The organism is Sutcliffiella horikoshii (genome assembly GCF_002157855.1).
Taxonomy (GTDB): domain Bacteria; phylum Bacillota; class Bacilli; order Bacillales; family Bacillaceae_I; genus Sutcliffiella_A; species Sutcliffiella_A horikoshii_C.
The window spans coordinates 2,626,196-2,641,286 of record NZ_CP020880.1; the positions used below are offsets into that span (position 1 = coordinate 2,626,196).

Annotated in this window: 14 protein-coding genes; 3 read left to right on the plus strand and 11 right to left on the minus strand. The window is 38.9% G+C overall.

Annotated elements, in window-relative coordinates:
• Positions 1 to 8: 8 nt before the first annotated feature.
• Complete coding sequence (locus tag B4U37_RS13605) at positions 9 to 293, minus strand: hypothetical protein (protein ID WP_010194271.1); 285 nt, start codon at positions 291 to 293, stop codon at positions 9 to 11.
• A 224-nt stretch (positions 294 to 517) separates the two neighbouring features.
• Between B4U37_RS13605 and B4U37_RS13610 the strand changes: the two genes are divergently transcribed.
• Complete coding sequence (locus B4U37_RS13610) at positions 518 to 1,999, plus strand: esterase/lipase family protein (protein ID WP_088018660.1); 1,482 nt, start codon at positions 518 to 520, stop codon at positions 1,997 to 1,999.
• A 43-nt stretch (positions 2,000 to 2,042) separates the two neighbouring features.
• Here the strand turns inward: B4U37_RS13610 and B4U37_RS13615 are convergent, their stop codons facing one another.
• Complete coding sequence (locus B4U37_RS13615) at positions 2,043 to 2,507, minus strand: YjdJ family protein (RefSeq protein WP_088018661.1); 465 nt, start codon at positions 2,505 to 2,507, stop codon at positions 2,043 to 2,045.
• A gap of 124 nt (positions 2,508 to 2,631) precedes the next feature.
• On the opposite strand from B4U37_RS13615, the gene B4U37_RS13620 reads away from it, so the two are divergent.
• On the plus strand, positions 2,632 to 3,351 hold the full coding sequence (locus B4U37_RS13620) for a DUF459 domain-containing protein (RefSeq protein ID WP_088018662.1): 720 nt from the start codon (positions 2,632 to 2,634) through the stop codon (positions 3,349 to 3,351).
• Between the two features lie 48 nt (positions 3,352 to 3,399).
• Here the strand turns inward: B4U37_RS13620 and B4U37_RS13625 are convergent, their stop codons facing one another.
• The 6 genes from B4U37_RS13625 to B4U37_RS13650 all read right to left on the minus strand — a co-directional run bounded on the left by B4U37_RS13625 (position 3,400) and on the right by B4U37_RS13650 (position 9,417).
• Positions 3,400 to 4,164: a Nif3-like dinuclear metal center hexameric protein gene (locus B4U37_RS13625; protein ID WP_088018663.1), complete on the minus strand. Its 765-nt coding sequence runs from the start codon at positions 4,162 to 4,164 to the stop codon at positions 3,400 to 3,402.
• Between the two features lie 117 nt (positions 4,165 to 4,281).
• The gene (locus B4U37_RS13630) at positions 4,282 to 4,731 is read right to left on the minus strand and encodes a hypothetical protein (protein WP_088018664.1); all 450 of its coding nucleotides are present in this window, start codon (positions 4,729 to 4,731) and stop codon (positions 4,282 to 4,284) included.
• 137 nt (positions 4,732 to 4,868) lie between these two features.
• Complete coding sequence (locus tag B4U37_RS13635; protein WP_088018665.1) at positions 4,869 to 6,851, minus strand: FtsX-like permease family protein; 1,983 nt, start codon at positions 6,849 to 6,851, stop codon at positions 4,869 to 4,871.
• Positions 6,841 to 7,611, minus strand: a complete 771-nt coding sequence (locus B4U37_RS13640; RefSeq protein WP_088018666.1) for an ABC transporter ATP-binding protein — start codon at positions 7,609 to 7,611, stop codon at positions 6,841 to 6,843. Before B4U37_RS13640 ends, B4U37_RS13635 begins: the two co-directional genes overlap by 11 nt.
• Before the next feature lie 104 nt (positions 7,612 to 7,715).
• Positions 7,716 to 8,717, minus strand: coding sequence for a sensor histidine kinase (locus tag B4U37_RS13645; protein ID WP_088018667.1), 1,002 nt, complete (start codon positions 8,715 to 8,717; stop codon positions 7,716 to 7,718).
• Positions 8,710 to 9,417, minus strand: coding sequence for a response regulator transcription factor (locus tag B4U37_RS13650; protein ID WP_088018668.1), 708 nt, complete (start codon positions 9,415 to 9,417; stop codon positions 8,710 to 8,712). Before B4U37_RS13650 ends, B4U37_RS13645 begins: the two co-directional genes overlap by 8 nt.
• A gap of 227 nt (positions 9,418 to 9,644) precedes the next feature.
• Here B4U37_RS13650 and B4U37_RS13655 point away from each other — a divergent pair, with 227 nt between their 5' ends.
• Positions 9,645 to 11,576 carry a S8 family serine peptidase gene (locus B4U37_RS13655; protein ID WP_198317026.1) on the plus strand — a complete coding sequence of 644 codons (1,932 nt, stop codon included), beginning with the start codon at positions 9,645 to 9,647 and terminating at the stop codon, positions 11,574 to 11,576.
• A gap of 172 nt (positions 11,577 to 11,748) precedes the next feature.
• Here B4U37_RS13655 and B4U37_RS22010 read toward each other — a convergent pair whose 3' ends face one another.
• The 3 genes from B4U37_RS22010 to B4U37_RS13665 form a co-directional block, all read right to left on the minus strand.
• Positions 11,749 to 11,895 (minus strand): hypothetical protein, encoded by a 147-nt coding sequence (locus tag B4U37_RS22010; protein WP_010194254.1) that lies wholly within the window; start codon positions 11,893 to 11,895, stop codon positions 11,749 to 11,751.
• A 142-nt stretch (positions 11,896 to 12,037) separates the two neighbouring features.
• Entirely contained in the window at positions 12,038 to 13,969 is a 1,932-nt protein-coding gene (locus B4U37_RS13660) for an endonuclease MutS2 (RefSeq protein WP_088018670.1), read from the minus strand.
• A gap of 413 nt (positions 13,970 to 14,382) precedes the next feature.
• Positions 14,383 to 15,051, minus strand: a complete 669-nt coding sequence (locus tag B4U37_RS13665; RefSeq protein ID WP_010194251.1) for a DUF421 domain-containing protein — start codon at positions 15,049 to 15,051, stop codon at positions 14,383 to 14,385.
• Positions 15,052 to 15,091: the final 40 nt, after the last annotated feature.

The following is a 15,091-nucleotide window of genomic DNA, read 5'->3' on the forward strand; positions in this document are numbered from 1 at the left end:
CATTCCCCTTAACTAAATGGATTGCAGTCACAGTCTGTGCAATCCAATCCACTTGATTTCCCTGAAGACCTAGGAAGTGGAATATCACAATAGAGACAGTCCCAAACCCCACCACTTTTCTTTTTCTTATCTCGTCTTTTCATATAATAATGAATGCTCGCAAACAGTCCGATTATACTTAGTACAAGAAAAATGATACTAGCAATCAGCTCTCCTGTTGAACTGGCTACAACAATGCCATAAATACTACCAATTGTAGTAATGCTTAATAAAGCCCATAAAATAAAAATCATCTGCAACCCTCTTTTTGTTTTTAGTTGAACTCCACTCCATACAATTCTTTCCTCATCCTGAAAATCCTGCTTCTATTTGTCGAATATGTATCTTTTTTCCTATTATTTTAGTTCGTACTCCAAGTCCTTCCGCTCATTTTTCGAAAATCTATTCTGAAAGCGTTCCCTTTTCAGATAGAATAGATGGGGAGATATCTCCTAATTTATTCAAAAGGAGTGTTGAAATGAGAAGGTTGGTGATTTTATTGTTAGTAGCTTTGCTAGTTGTACCAATATCCGTAAATGCCGGGACCATTGGTGGGAAAGACAATCCTGGTGGTGTGCCAGGTCAGTGGTATGTAGGTGATACACCAAGTAATGTCGATCCAAACAAACCGGTTCTTGTATTTGTTCACGGAATTAACAGCTCATCAAAGACTTGGTGGGAAAACAATAATATGTATCAAACAGCCTTGAATAACGGATATGAAACGGCGTTCATCGATGTTCATCCCGATAAGAATATGTGGGACAATGGTGCCATCATCAATAGTCGGATCCGTGATATATCCGATCATTTCAACCAAAAGAAGATAGTGATAGTTGCGCATAGCAAAGGCGGCATTGATGCTCAAAACGCCCTTGTTCACTATGGAGCGCATCCTTATGTTTCTAACCTCATCACTCTGTCCACCCCGCATTACGGCTCACAGCTAGCAGACCTTGCTTACAGTGGCTGGGCAAGCTGGCTTGCAAGTATTCTTGGAAGTAAAAATGATGCAACCTACTCGCTTCAGACCGGTTATATGAACAGTTACCGACCTCAAATGGATAATCACGCTAATAGAAATAGAAATAAAATTTATACCCTGGCAGGAACTAGTTGGGGCGGTTTCGGATCTGCTCTTTACTGGGGTGGATTATACTTAAGTTCTTATGGTTCTAATGATGGTGCGGTTACCGTCAATAACTCCCGTTTAACCTATAGTACACAAGTTAGAGTAAGCAACTGGAACCATACCACAGTCCGTGAAGGCGGTACCTTCCAATACTTCCGTCCTTACTTAACAACTACTCAAACAGCCGGTTTCGCACTTGGCGAGGCAGCTGCAACCGTCGAACCAATGGAACAGGAGCCAATCAACATCAGTGCGCTTCACCGTGGCGGACAGTTCCAGAAAGATGTGAAACAAACCTTTACAGTGGAAGAAAATGTACAAAAAATTGACCTAGACTGGCTGAGCGACAAGCAGACGAAAGATATTGAGGTGATTAGTCCGTCTGGAAAGGTGTATACGAACTTTGTCCATTCCATCAATCAGGAAATTTTCAAAGGCGGACACCATCACTCTTTCCAAATCGCCTCCCCACAACAAGGACAATGGACCGTAAAAGCTAAGAAAGATAAAGCAGCCTACTTGATGACGGTTGGCTTCCATACTGACCTTAATGAGGAAGTTGTGTTAGAAGATGCTACATTTGAATTAAAAAACAAAGGCCAAAAAGTGAAAAATATGAATGTAGATGTCAAAATCAATAAAGATGGAAAGACTAAAGCAAACTTTGGCATGAAAGTTGCTAATAAAGGAAAGGTAGACGTGGACTTCAAAGAGGAAGGTGTTTACACTATCACGCTTGATGTGAAAGGTACCACAAAAGACGGAAATCCATTTGAACGAACAATCGTGAAATCGGTTTATGTAGATAAGAACGGGAATAGATATTGATATGAAGAAAGTGCTCTTCCATTTTGGGAGGGCACTTTTCCATTCAGTCTATTTGCACTTTTTTAAAATAATGGATGGCCGCGAAGCAAAAAAGCACGGCCCCAACCAGTACTAGTGAAAACATAAAAATTTTCGCACCAGACGTCGGTGATCCGGATATTAAACCCGCTCCAATAAATAAAAGTACCCCCAATAGACTTGCAAACATGTTTCGTTTTGTTCTAGACTTCAGAAATTTATTACCTAATGCGAAAACGATATAAATAAAACTACTCATCATGATGATTGGAAAAATCGGCTTGAATTTAATGGAATATACAAAATAGTCCAGCTGAGATATATTGCCTCTATCCACTTCTCCACTATGTAACCATGAAGTAATGACTGCTGAGTGTTTCCATTCAAAACTATTATCTACCAATTCGCTCCCTTCATACCATGAAGCGAAAGTTGCAATGATGAAAAACATGATAGCTAAACCGAATGGAATTATTTTTTTATAACTCATTCAATCTCCTCCTCTAAAAAAAATTCTCTATTAAAATAACGAAACAAATAAGAAAAAAGTTTTAATCGACCTGTTTAATTACTTTTGTGATAGGGAACTACTACAACATTGAGGAGGTTCACCTATGAAGAATACAATCATCTATGCTGCCGCCTTAATCCTGGCTGCTCTTATCGGAGCAGGTTTTTATAGTGGCTATCAGGAAAATACAGAAACCAATGAAAATGACAATCCGCCTAAGAACATGGTCACACTAGGTGATTCTTTGACATATGGAGTCGGTGATAATTCTGGTGAAGGATATGTAGAAAATTTAGAGAAACTGATTCAGGATGAAAAAAGCGCAAATGTAAGAGTGAAAAATTACGGTATCCCTGGACAAAAATCAGACGGTGTCGTAAAGCAAGTAAAGCTTACCAACATTCAAAAGGACATCCGCAACGCTGATTATATTATTCTCTTTATTGGCACCAATGATCTCATTCAAAGCAATGGCGGTGACTTAAAAGGAATCAATGAAGAAAAAATTAAAGAAGGCGCTGTGGAATACGAGAAGAATATAGAAGAAATTCTTAAGACTGTTCGTCAAGAAAACAAAGACGTTCCAATATTATTTCTCGGGCTATACAATTCCTATCCTGATTCAGCTGAACATGAAAATATCATTGTCGAGTGGAATGAAAATAGCCAGAAGATGGTCGATGAATTTAATCGAATTAAATTTATTTCCACCAATGATCTTTTTAAGGAAAAGTCAAAGGAGTATTTCAGTGATTCCTTGCATCCTAATGAAAAAGGATATGATTTGATTACAAAAAAGATTATTGATGAATATGATTTTTAGGATTGAAAACGCTCAGGATTGAGCGTTTTTCTTTATTGTTACGTTTTGCTATTCTTTATGATTCAATTCAAAGTGTTCTTCCTGCAACTTAACAAGGGAAATATTTTCGTTAAGTTCCTTTATCTTTAATACCAAACTCTCCACCCCAAATATCTCCGTAAAGGTATGGCTTCCAACCAGTAGATTTATACCTGCAAACTTAGCATATTGAATGGTATATAAACTTGCCTCTCCCGTTATATATGTATCGCAGCCCTGATCTAAGGCAAATTTTATATGATCAGTTGAATGGCCAGCACCTGTCAGTACTCCTACTTTCTTTACCTTGTTCCCATGGTTTTTCCACGCTCTTACAGGCTCGTCCAATTCAACTTTCATTTTATCGACAAGGGCCTCAAAACTTTTACTTTCTTTAAACTCACCGACACCAGGTATGCTTAAGTTTATGTATTCAGAAAAACGTATGATGTTTTCTATACCAATTTTATTCATCAATGATGTGCACGTACCAAATTCAATATAATCCAATGGACCATGTATCCAGAAATGACTAATGTTATATTCTTTTAACCTCTTAATACATTCATCTTTTAATCCATAAATAAAATCCCATGCGTCATGGTGAGTTATGATTAAATCAACCTTTGCCGTTCTGGCCTGTTCAATCACTTCGATTGAAAGGTTGGTTGAATATCCAATTGTCTTTATTAGGGAATTGGAAGTGTTGGTAAATCCGTAATCGTCATCAAATTCCTCCAATAACTCTCTAGGAAAAAGCTCATGGATCATAGTTTCAAATTTTGTGATGTCCATAAAATACCCTCCTGCATATACCAATTATTTCAAAACAAAATCATTAACTCAATACTATTTTTAAAATAAGCCTAAACAATTAAGACCCTATCTTTATCAATAGAGTCTACTACTTTATTAATAAAACTTAGATGCCTCAAATCTTGTGCTGAAGGATGGCTGTGTCGTGGAGTTCAAATTGATTCTTCCTGGAACCGTACTGGTTAGGTATACTTCCACAATGTCATCCGCTTCTAAAAACAGCACGGTTGATACTTGTACTGCATTAGAAAAGGCAAACTCGTCCCAGTAGTCATTATCTGCTGACACACTTGTCCCGTTCACACGTATTTCTAGACGGACCCTATAAGGATTTTCGTTAGACGTTGCCAAAAAGGTTACGATGCTTGATACATAGTAAACCCCGTCTTGTTGCGGAACAAAAGTGGAAGAATTAGGGTTGTAAATATCCCCAAAATCAAACTGTTCATCTTGAAATAGAACCTTATAGAAAGTGTCTGCTTCTATTACCTCTTGAGGCTCTGTATTAATCGCACGAAAAGCTTGAGCAAATTCATCATTTCGCATAATTCCAATCACCTCCTGCTCCCTATTATTCTATGAAAATTTCACTAGATTGCTTGGGTAAACTGGTCTTTATCTATATACAAAAAGCAGGATTCATTCGTTAAAGAATTGATCCTGCTTTTTCATTCTCATTATATTTAAATTTTCAATTCACTTAACATCTTTTTCCTCGAATAAAAGTAATATACTGTTTGTATCAAAAGATAAACTCCAGAGATGCTGAAAAAATGCACAAGGAATTGAGGATTCTCCAAGATCCCACCTACATCTTGAGCAAAGGAAAAAATATAAACAAATGCCAAGCTGCATCCGAGTAGCGGAGCAAAGAAGAACAGTACACTCATTTCTTTTGAAACAAGCTTCTGAATCTCTCTTCTCGTGATTCCAATTTTAAAGAGCTTTTTATACTTGGCCTTCTCCTCTTCCATGTTGGAGAAGATGTTAAGGTACAATAGGATGAAGGAGCCGAAGAAGAACAAGATACTGATGAAAGTGGTGACAAAGAACATGATTTTCGAAGAGCTTCTAATTTGATTGTAATCTACTACTTTGGATACTGGCTTCAGTATCTGTTTTGCTTCTTCCACATCATAAACCTCTCGCACACTTTCTAACGGAGGGGTCGACTCGTTAATCTCCTCCAACCTACTTTCCAAGTCTTCTGCAACTTCTTGAGTTAATTTCCAGTCGGCAAAGTTTAAAAGATTCATCCTAACCTTATCTCCAATTAAATCCTTTCTTAACTGCTGAAACACCGTATCATTGACAACCAATATGGAATAAGGTGTGTATCGATGAAAGTTTAACTGCTTATCAATAATAGTTTTTTTAAGAGAATATTTAAACTGGCTATCTCCATCTTTAATATCAAGGCCGTTCTCATATATACTATCTCCGGAAGTAGTTTTCGGATCCATATTAATCCAATCAATAAATTGCTCCTTATTTAGCACCTCATTGGTTCCCATAATTTTATTAAAATCAGATACCTGCATAAAGGTATGAACATGATATGCATCATCCATGTATGAATCATCCTGATAGTAAATGTACATTTCCACTGTGTCATATTTTTTGACCGGATTTTCAGGCTTATTCACTACTTCATATAACTCTTCTTTGGAGAGTTTATTCTTAGTTACTGTTTCCACATATGCTATATCATATGGATGATCATCCATCACCTGCTGCTCTCCCAAGGAATTGATAATCAATATGGTCGTACTGTAAAAGATGGTCACCATACTCATGATCGTCACAAGTAGCATGATGGCTGTTAGTTGTTTAAATTTATATTCCAGACTGCTTAAAGTAAGTAGCTCGTTATAATAATAAGGTTTATGTTTCCTCGCTAATTTCATAAAGAAACTCATCCCTTGAGACAACGTTACATAAAGACCCATTAGTATGCCCAATGTACTCATCAGAAGGTATCCACCAGCATCTTGAGCCATAGACGGTATGGAAAAAGTACAATATAGCAAGACGGCACTGCCTGTCACCATGAATACTCCAAGCAAACCAAACACGGGACTCCGGTGCTTGATAGCGTCTACTACTCTGTCACTTTTCAGATTCTGGGATACCGTTTTAGTCAATGTTAAATAAATTGTGATGAGAATTGAAATGAGAATTATACATAGGTAAGCACCTATTGAATAGGTGAACATTTCTTGCGAAAGATTAAATGGAATATCGCCTAACCCAGTCATGTGTATGAAAAGCAAGAACATCAATCTTGAAAACACCAAACCTGTTATGATACCTGTAAGGATTGAAGTAAAAGCAATTATTACGTTTTCTATTATCAAAAGCTTAGCTATATCTCTCTTTGCCATCCCCAGTGTCATTAGGAGTCCGAATTCTTTTTTCCTTCTCCTTGTAAATATGCGATGTGCATAAGTGATAAAGAAAACGGTAAAGAAAACTAGAGCTACTCCTGGTATAGAGAGAACATCTTTAATGCTCTCACTCTCTTTGACAGCCACCACCGAATTATTGAAATAGATCGTGCTATACATAAAGAAAAAGAACACAGCAAAGGCGTTGCATAGAAAATAAAATAGATATTTACTCTTGTTTCCTTTCGCCATTTTCCAAACCAGTTGATTAAATGTCATGGCTCCTTCCTCCCAATAGGGCAAGATTGTCCATGATCTGATTTAAGAACTCTTTTCGATCCCCTTTTCTGACAATATAAGAATCTATCTTTCCATCTTTAATAAATACAACTTTCCGGCAATAACTGGCAGCGAATACATCATGTGTGACTACCACGACGGTCGTGGAGAGTTCTTTCACAATTTTTTCAAAGCATTCCATGATGACTGTGGATGATTTGGAATCCAGGTTGCCGGTCGGCTCATCCGCGAAAATAATGGTAGGATCGTTCACTAGTGCTCTTCCCACTGCCGTCCTTTGTTGCTGACCCCCTGAAATAGCAAAGGGATAGTTGTTCAGTATATTTTCAATGCCAAACAGCTCTGACAGTTCCTTTACCTTTCCCTCCATTTCTGCCACTGATTTCTTTTCCAACACCATCGGAACAAGCATGTTTTCCTTTACTGTCAGACTGTCTAGCAAATTGAATTCTTGGAAAACAAAGCCGAGCTGTTTTCTTCTGAAAAGGGCTAATTCATCCCCATTCATTTCACCAATTTCTTTTCCTGCTATATACACTTCTCCAGATGTCGGGGCGTCTATTCCACTCATCATATGAAGCAGGGTCGTTTTGCCGCTTCCCGACGGACCCATGATGGCAATGAATTCACCCTGACTTATGGAAAGGTTTACGCCATCAATGGCAGTTGTCGCTCCATCTGAACCCGCATCTCCATATATTTTTACTAATTTACTGGTCTCTAAGATTGTAACCCCCATATTAAATCCTCCTAAATCAAATTAGAATGTAAGTTAATTCCTTTCTATATCTAGATTTTACTGAGGTATCAAAACTTCTACCATGGAACAATACGAAAAATACCTTACACTTTTGTAAGGTATTGAATCGTGACAGATGTTCCTTTGGAAACTTCCGACTCTATCGTAATTCGGTGGTTCAATCGGTCTGCAATTCTCTTGCAAAGGTATAGCCCAATACCCGATGAGTTCTGAAAGTCTCTGCCATTTTCTCCAGTGAAAAATGCCTCAAATACTCTTTCTAAATCATAGGGATGGATGCCGACACCTTCATCTGTAATAGAGAGAATCGTAACCTCTTCTTCTTGTTTTATATGAAATCTTATCTTTTTGCTTCCATCTTTTCCACTAGAATATTTAATGGCGTTGGAAATGATTTGATCAAGCATTGTCTCATTCCATTTCTGATCCGTTATGATGAAAGCCGATTCTTCCTCACTGTCTAAAACAGGGAAAGCAGCTTGATAGATAAACTCACTCTTTCGGTTGTTTATCAATTTCCGTAATGATGAGATAAGGTCCATTGATTTTATTTCCAAATCATTTTCAAAACTGTCCATTCTAATCATCGTCAATCCTTGCTCAATGGCTGTATGAAGTCGTTTATTTTCCTGTTGTAACTTTTGGATAGGTTCTCGATCACCTTGTAATTTCTTCTCGTTCTGGATAATTAAATCCATGACAGATACTGGGGTCTTCAGGTGGTGCATCCAGTGGGATAAGAAATAGAGCCTTTCCTTATTCCTTTCGTTCTGCTCATTCTTTTCCCTAGAATGGTCATGGTTTAGTTTCTTTATCCACTTATAAAAAGCCCTTTGTTCTTCGCTATATAACTTTATTTCAGCATGTTCATTTTCAATCGCTCCATTTACTTGATAATAGCGGTATCCATCAATGAAAAGGTAAACAAATATAAGAAATATCCCCACGGAAAAAGGATACAGGATCTCTGTGTTGGAAGGCTCACTGAGATGAAAAAAGGTGATGACAGAAACTATATTAACAAGATAGAAAGATATTAACAGGGCCCTGTCTTTTAAAAAATTCTTTAGTATTCTCTTATTCATTCGTTTTGCCTAACCGAGTCGGAACACTCAGCATATAGCCAACGCCTCTTTTACTTGTAATGACATTGGGCAGCCCAAGAGAAGAAAGCTTTTGTTTGATTCGCGTCATATTAACCGTCAATGTGTTGTCTTCAACAAAGGTTAACGAGTCCCACACTGCTTCTATCAGTGTTTCTCTTGGAATATAGGTTTCATGATGTTCCAACAGCTTTTTCAATAAGATGTATTCATTTTTGCTTAGCTCTTGCCTCTGCCCTTCAAATTGGACGGCAAGAGTCTGACTATCTAGTTTCAAGCCATCAATAAATAATTCGCCTGAATCAGTCGCTGCGTATTCTCCGTACACCCGTCTTATCGTCGCCTTTACTTTGGTATGTAGTAATTCAAATGTAAAGGGCTTTGTTATGTAATCGTCTGCTCCAAGCTCCATCGCCATAATTTGATCCATCTCGGTACTTCTTGCGGAAATGATAATAATAGGGACCGTCGATTGCTGACGGATGCTCCTGCATAAGAAATAGCCGTCGTAGTATGGTAGATTGATGTCTAATAAAACCAGGTCCGGCTGTACTTTCGCAAAGCTTTCCATGATATGCTGGAAGTCTGTCGGCTTATGTATTTTGTAGCCATACCTCTCTAAATGTTCTCCTATAAGCTCACTTAACTGCCTATCATCTTCAATAAGCATGATCTTGTGCATATTTCAAAATCCCCTTTAATTTTGCAGTAGCTATTTTATGTATATTTTACCATAGAAATTATTATCGGCTCGTTTTAATAAGAATCTACAATTCTTTCCATTGGGAAAATGAATGCTTTTTTCTATTATAATCCTAGTCTTTTATTCTGAATTTTCCCAATATAAATTCTTTCTTTAATATGCTAAATTATTCTTGTGTTACCAATTGAGAGGAGATGAGCATGAGGATGAAGAAAAAGAATCCATCAAAGAAAGTATTTTTATCCGTTTTATCAGCAGCAACTATTCTATCTACTGTTGCGCTAAGCAGTCCATCAACAGGGGGAGCTAGCAGCTTTGAACTAGATTTTAAGGGAGTCAGCAAGATAACAGAGATGAAGTCGGTTTCCAAAAACGGCAAAACTGGGGAAGCTTCTTTTCTAGCAGAAACAGAAAATGTAAAAATTCCTAAAGGACTTCAAAAGAAGCTTGAAGTGGTGCCGAAAGATAATAGTCTATATATTGTTCAATTTGATGGCCCTATTTTAGAAGAAACGAAAAAAGAGTTGGAGTCCACCGGGGCAACTATTGTAGATTACATACCAGACTATGCTTACATTGTGGAATACAAAGGTGATGTTGCAAAAGCCACAAACGGGATTGCTCATTTAGAATCCGTAGAGCCATATCTGCCGCTTTATAAGGTAGATCCTCTACTATTCACTAAAGGTGCTTCTGCGCTAGTAAAAGCTGTGGCACTTGACGCAAAACAAAACAATAAAGAAATCAGCTTTAAAGGGATAGACGAAATTGTCGAATATGCTGCCAACAATAATGTTCTTTACATCTCCCCTAAACCGGAATATAAAGTGATGAATGATGTGGCTAGAGGAATCGTAAAAGCCGATGTAGCGCAGAGCAGCTACGGATTATATGGACAAGGGCAAACAGTCGCTGTAGCAGACACAGGCCTTGATACTGGACGCAACGACAGCTCCATGCACGAAGCTTTCCGTGGAAAAATCACCGCTTTATATGCATTAGGTAGATCCAATAATTCCAACGACCCGAATGGTCACGGAACGCACGTTGCCGGATCTGTTCTTGGAAACGGAACAAGCAATAAAGGAATGGCACCGCAAGCAAATCTAGTATTCCAGTCCATCATGGATAGCAGCGGCGGATTAGGCGGCCTTCCATCCAACCTGAGTACATTGTTCAGCCAAGCTTATACTGCTGGAGCCCGGATCCACACTAACTCATGGGGGGCTGCGGTAAATGGCGCTTATACGACAGATTCCAGAAATGTCGATGACTATGTTCGTAAAAATGACATGGCAGTTCTTTTTGCAGCTGGAAATGAAGGACCAAACAGCGGGACTATCAGTGCACCGGGAACTGCGAAAAACGCAATTACAGTCGGTGCAACAGAAAATTATCGTCCTAGCTTTGGATCTTATGCAGACAATATCAACCATGTTGCACAATTCTCTTCCCGAGGGCCCACTCGTGACGGTCGTATCAAGCCGGACGTAATGGCACCAGGAACATTTATCTTATCAGCACGTTCTTCCCTTGCACCGGATTCTTCCTTCTGGGCAAACCATGACAGCAAATATGCCTACATGGGCGGAACTTCCATGGCAACACCGATTGTTGCTGGAAACGTGGCACAATTACGCGAACACTTTATCAAAAACAGAGGCATCACACCTAAGCCGTCCTTATTGAAGGCAGCTTTGATCGCTGGAGCAACTGATGTTGGATTAGGCTTCCCGAACGGTAACCAAGGTTGGGGACGTGTCACACTGGACAAGTCTTTAAACACAGCATTTGTGAATGAGACAAGCTCCCTGTCTACAAGCCAAAAGGCAACGTATTCCTTCACAGCAACTGCAGGCAAGCCACTTAAAATCTCTCTAGTATGGTCTGATGCTCCTGCAAGCACATCTGCTTCTATAACGCTGGTAAATGACCTTGACTTGGTGATTACTGCACCAGATGGAACACAGTATGTAGGAAATGATTTTACGGCTCCTTACAATAATAATTGGGACGGCCGTAATAACGTGGAAAATGTATTCGTGAATGCTCCACAGAGTGGGACATATACAGTAGAGGTTCAAGCATACAATGTACCTCAAGGACCACAGGCGTTTTCATTGGCAATTGTGAACTAAATTTGATTGTTGGGATAGACCACTGTGATCGGGAGTGAGAAGGCTTTCGGTTGCGGTGGTTTTTTATTTGGTTTATCTTTCATAACACAATGCCACAAAATAAAAAAGCACCTGGAGCATGCCGACTCATATGAAAAGAGCCGTCACTCCCAGATGCTTTCATTCACTCAACCTATTCTTCGTTTGTTTCACCAGTATTCGTTTCATTTTGTTCCATATTCGTTTCGTTGTTGTTCATTTCTTCATTCTCAGCGGCGCATCCAGTTGCAAGAGCTAATAATAAAACGGAAGATGATAAAGCCAATAACATTTTTTTCATGATTGAACTTCCTCCTTGAGCTATGCTTGTTTTAGTGGACTACAAGCTTAATCTTACAAGAAATCTGAACAAAAGATAGCTATTTTACCAATAATTCACAACATTTAAACATTGTTTACGTACGCTTTACATCCCCTAAATATCAGTCGTCTGACTCCTCTAAGATCACCTCATCCACATGATGTTTCTTCATTTTATTTCGAAGTTTGCGATTTTCTTTGGATTCAAACACAACGTCCATATCATAATCTTCCGTATATAAATCCTCCGCTTTGATATAAAGGGAGAGCCGTTTATGGTTAAAAGTTTCTAGGCTCCCTTTTACCATTACTTGCACATCCCCTTTCTCATCAGCCGGTTTATAGACGATACCAAACTCACCGATAGATGGGATCTTTACATTGTCCCCCTTTTTGAAAGTGATTTCATGTTTTGTTTTTTCTTTTTCTGGATGCTTCATTTTTCTCACATACTTTTGATTCATCGCTAGTTGCCTGTCTAGCTCATGTCTTGGTCTATCCGATTTATCGCTGTAATCTTTCGTTTCTTTATACGTTATCTGGTGCGCCCGCTCTATCAACTTGGGGTGCATGCCTAGACGCAATGCAATGGCAAACGCTTGACTGTCCCCTCCTTTTCCAACGATAAGTCGATATGTCGGTTTAAGCGTCTCCACATTAAATTCCATCGATCCGTTACAGAAACCTTTCTGTTCATTCGCAAACTCCTTGATTTCACTATAGTGAGTGGTGGCCAACATTGTCGTTCCCTTGTTATACAATTCTTCTAAAATAGAAGTTGCAAGCCCCATCCCCTCTGCCGGGTCTGTTCCGGAACCAAGTTCATCAAGCAGCACCAATGTCTGAGGTGTAGACTCTGCCAAAATTCCAATAATGTTTTTCACTCTGGAAGAAAAGGTACTTAACGACTGTTCAATACTTTGCCCGTCCCCGATATCCACCAATACCTTATGGAAAATTGCTATCTCGCTTCCTTTTTCTGCTGGGATATGCATGCCACATTGGGCCATCAAAGTCAAAAGTCCCACCGTTTTAATCGTCACTGTTTTTCCACCGGTATTGGGACCTGTAATAACGAGCGCATCATAATCCTCACCGATGACCAAGTTTAAAGGTACTGCATTTTTCCCTAGTAACGGATGTCTCGCGCCTTCCAATCGAATTACATGGTGTTCATTTATTTGTGGAGAGGTGCCATTCATCAATAAGCTGTGCTTTGCCTTTGCAAAAATCACATCATAGCTGACCATTAAATCCATCGCCAATTTGATTTCTTTTTCATGCTCTTGGACTAATCCAGTCAGCGCAAAAAGGATTTGCTCTTCCTCTGCCTCTTCTTGAAACTTCAGCATACTGATGGAATCCTGGATGATGCTTATTTCTTCTGGCTCCATGTACACAGTGGATCCGGAAGCAGAAACATCTAGAACCGAGCCCTTTATATTGTTTTTGTATTCTTTTTTGACCGGAATGACATACCTACCGTTTCTGGTACTTACCAGGTTTTCTTGTAGATACTTACTGTATTTGGTGGACTTGACAAGCTGCTCGATACGGTTCTTAATACGTTCCTCCAAGGTAGCTATCTGCTTTCTTACTTTCAGCAGCTCCTTGCTCGCGTAATCGTCCACTCTTCCATTTCGAATGCAGCGAATTATCTCTTCTGCTACATGAGAAAGCTCTGTAACAGAGTAGATGTAGCTTGTGATGACAGGTGCAACATATTCCTTGTCTTTCATAAAACGTTTGAGCTTTTCAATGGTATCCAAGAAATCATGTAGACCCATCAGCTGATCTGGCCTGAATGCAATTCCCTTGTGCAGATTTTTTAGAATGTACTCAATTCCGTGAAGACCGTGAATGGGTACGCTTGAACTAATGGCAAGTATCTTCTTTCCTTCTGTTACCTCGTTTAACCATGCTTCAATCTGTCTTTTATTTACGGATGGTCCCAATGTCAAAACAGCGTTTTTACCCGGCTCTGATAGTGCAAAAGATGCCACGTCTTTCTTTAAATCTGTAAATTGTAAAGCTTTCATTGTTTCGTTATTCATCGTTTTTCCTCCTAGTAATTAGTAAGCAGTTTGGGGATGTAGCCACTAAAACCGTGCGAGGAAATGATAAGAGCAGGGCCATAATAATTTTTTACATATAAAAAAACACAAAGAACAACACTCGTCCTTTGCGTTTTGAATGGTAGTTTTAAAATTGAAAGCACGATAAGTAGAAAAATACCTATACTCATGCTGTAACTATCATTTTATGGAGCAGGCGCAAACCCGTGTTCTTAACATTTCGCTATGAGAAAAAAAGCGTACTCAAACAGAGCTCGACATTGGTCGAACTTTTTCCTCATATCGCACGTATTTGATTACGTTTAGTTAAGAACTACCTTTTCCATAAAACAAACTCCTTCTGTTTGAAGATACTTCCATTATAATGGATGCGCTTTTGAAAGTCACGCCTATTATTGTATGTTATTCCGTTTATTAATAATTAGTTTCTTTGTTTTCTCATTAACATAGGCATAGAGGATATCCTTCACATCGATTTGCCGGACTGTTAAATGGTCTAGCAGCCACTCCTTAGATCTGTCCAGCAGCTTTAGATTCTTTTCTTGAATTTTCCCATCAATGATAACTGAGATTGGAAGTCCCTCATCATCAATAGATATTTCCAGATGCTGTACTGTCACAGGGGTGTTTTCCGGCTTTGGAATGATGCTTATCTCCCCAATCGGTTCTAAAATGGCATAGTCAATGTCAGAGATTTTCGGGTACCCTTTACTTCTTAGTATGGAAAGCAGTTGTGCGATGGAAACCATTGATTTTTCCATATTATCTTCAACAATTTGACCATGCTTGATGAGGATGGTCGGTTCTCCCAAAAAGAACCGGTTGCCCCATTGCCAAAGGGTCAGTTTTGAGAATATTATATGTATCGTAACGAGTACAGCGAGAGCACCGAGCGTTGGTAGATATTTAGTACTGATTAGCGGTTCTGATGCTACCGTCCCCACAATAATAATAGCCACTAGGTCATACGGAGTCATCTGTACGATAGTAGATTTCCCCATCAATCTCATAATGGCAATTGTAATTATGTATATGGTCAATATTTTCAGGATTAAAATCATGGTTAACTCCTCATATCTCTTTTCGAAATATGATGTCCTG

Bases quoted from the DNA above. Each gene is read 5' to 3' on its own strand.
- B4U37_RS13605 (WP_010194271.1), bottom strand. From the start codon at position 293: ATGATTTTTATTTTATGGGCTTTATTAAGCATTACTACAATTGGTAGT.
- B4U37_RS13610 (WP_088018660.1), top strand. From the start codon at position 518: ATGAGAAGGTTGGTGATTTTATTGTTAGTAGCTTTGCTAGTTGTACCA.
- B4U37_RS13615 (WP_088018661.1), bottom strand. From the start codon at position 2,507: ATGAGTTATAAAAAAATAATTCCATTCGGTTTAGCTATCATGTTTTTC.
- B4U37_RS13620 (WP_088018662.1), top strand. From the start codon at position 2,632: ATGAAGAATACAATCATCTATGCTGCCGCCTTAATCCTGGCTGCTCTT.
- B4U37_RS13625 (WP_088018663.1), bottom strand. From the start codon at position 4,164: ATGGACATCACAAAATTTGAAACTATGATCCATGAGCTTTTTCCTAGA.
- B4U37_RS13630 (WP_088018664.1), bottom strand. From the start codon at position 4,731: ATGCGAAATGATGAATTTGCTCAAGCTTTTCGTGCGATTAATACAGAG.
- B4U37_RS13635 (WP_088018665.1), bottom strand. From the start codon at position 6,851: ATGACATTTAATCAACTGGTTTGGAAAATGGCGAAAGGAAACAAGAGT.
- B4U37_RS13640 (WP_088018666.1), bottom strand. From the start codon at position 7,611: ATGGGGGTTACAATCTTAGAGACCAGTAAATTAGTAAAAATATATGGA.
- B4U37_RS13645 (WP_088018667.1), bottom strand. From the start codon at position 8,717: ATGAATAAGAGAATACTAAAGAATTTTTTAAAAGACAGGGCCCTGTTA.
- B4U37_RS13650 (WP_088018668.1), bottom strand. From the start codon at position 9,417: ATGCACAAGATCATGCTTATTGAAGATGATAGGCAGTTAAGTGAGCTT.
- B4U37_RS13655 (WP_198317026.1), top strand. From the start codon at position 9,645: ATGAAGAAAAAGAATCCATCAAAGAAAGTATTTTTATCCGTTTTATCA.
- B4U37_RS22010 (WP_010194254.1), bottom strand. From the start codon at position 11,895: ATGAAAAAAATGTTATTGGCTTTATCATCTTCCGTTTTATTATTAGCT.
- B4U37_RS13660 (WP_088018670.1), bottom strand. From the start codon at position 13,969: ATGAATAACGAAACAATGAAAGCTTTACAATTTACAGATTTAAAGAAA.
- B4U37_RS13665 (WP_010194251.1), bottom strand. From the start codon at position 15,051: ATGATTTTAATCCTGAAAATATTGACCATATACATAATTACAATTGCC.